The sequence below is a fragment of the Marinagarivorans algicola genome (assembly GCF_001292705.1).
In the GTDB taxonomy this organism is placed as follows: Bacteria; Pseudomonadota; Gammaproteobacteria; order Pseudomonadales; family Cellvibrionaceae; genus Marinagarivorans; species Marinagarivorans algicola.
The window spans coordinates 1-1,317 of sequence record NZ_LGAK01000045.1; the positions used below are offsets into that span (position 1 = coordinate 1).

At 41.9% G+C, this 1,317-nt stretch carries 1 protein-coding gene; it reads left to right on the top strand.

Features of this window, described 5'->3' with window-relative positions:
• Positions 1–152: 152 nt before the first annotated feature.
• The coding region (locus AC438_RS13355; RefSeq protein ID WP_156317083.1) for a transposase at positions 153–1,317 on the top strand (1,165 nt) is incomplete at its 3' end.

Genomic DNA, 1,317 nt, shown 5'->3' on the forward strand with positions numbered 1-1,317 from the left:
ACTTCGGACAGTTTTAGACTCCAGAGCAAGCACAAAAGAGTCATGTAGCGCTGGCAGGAAGAGAGGTGGTGTTTTTGTAATATAAGTAGGTGTCACAGGTAAATTTTGAGATAATTTGGTTTCTAAGATCAAATAGCCCACAAGATTTACCCATGACAGACCTAGTAAACACTATTTTCAGTTTAATGCCTAGTATCAATAAGCCTCAACGTGTATTTATGGCTGGCCTATTTGCCACATTGGTCGTATTTCATGGCCGAGCAACATTCAGAAATATGAGTCGCTATAGCGGTATGAGCGAGAAGCGCTTTTCGCGTTGGTCTCGACGTGATTTTCCATTTTCGAAATTCAATACAGAGCTTCTCCTGCATTCCCTAGGGCGCACGCAGACAAATATCGCAGCAATTGACGCTAGCTTTATGAAAAAGTCAGGTAACAAAACAGAAGGGCTGGGCTGGTTTTATAACGGCGCCCAAGGTGCGAGTGAGAAAGGGTTAGAGACGTCACTGATTAGCGTGGTGAATATTAAAAGCCATACGGCTTATTCGATTGATGCACGGCAAACCATCGATACAGAAGGTAAAACACGCACTGATCTTTATGCTGTGCATGTTGTTGACGTAGCGGAAGAATTGAAGCGTTTAGATATTCAGTACCTAGCGGCTGATTCATTTTATAGTAAGTTTAAATTTGTGAACAGCGTTGTAAGCACAGGACTTCATATGGTCGGTAAGCTTCGAGTCGATGCTAATTTAAAATGGCTTTATCAGGGAGAGTATTCAGGCTGCGGGCGAGCCAAAAAATACGACGGTAAAATTAATTTTGAAAATGATCTGTCGCGCTTCCAGTATATTACCTCAGGTGAAAACAACACTGAAATATACAGCGCTATCGTATACAGCGTTTCATTAAAGCGTGAGATACGTGTTGTGATGATTCGATCGTCAGACTCGGTGGCCTCGACAAGAGCGATATTATTCTCGACAGATATAAATTTAGAGGCGCTGACATTATTGTCGTACTACAAGGCTCGATTTCAAATTGAATTTTTATTCAGAGATGCTAAACAGCACACCGGTTTGACACACTGCCAATCACGCTGCTCAGAAGCCATCGACAATCAGGTCAACGCATCATTAACGACTCTCAATCTACTCAAGATTGAGGATAGAAATCAAAAACAAACGACTGGGAAAACAGTCATATCGATAGCGAGCTGGAAACGACGAAAGTCCAACCAACATCTGCTCTCAAGAGTTTTTGATAGGTTAGGTTTAAGCCTGAAATCGATTAAAGTCTGTAATGTATACGAGGAGC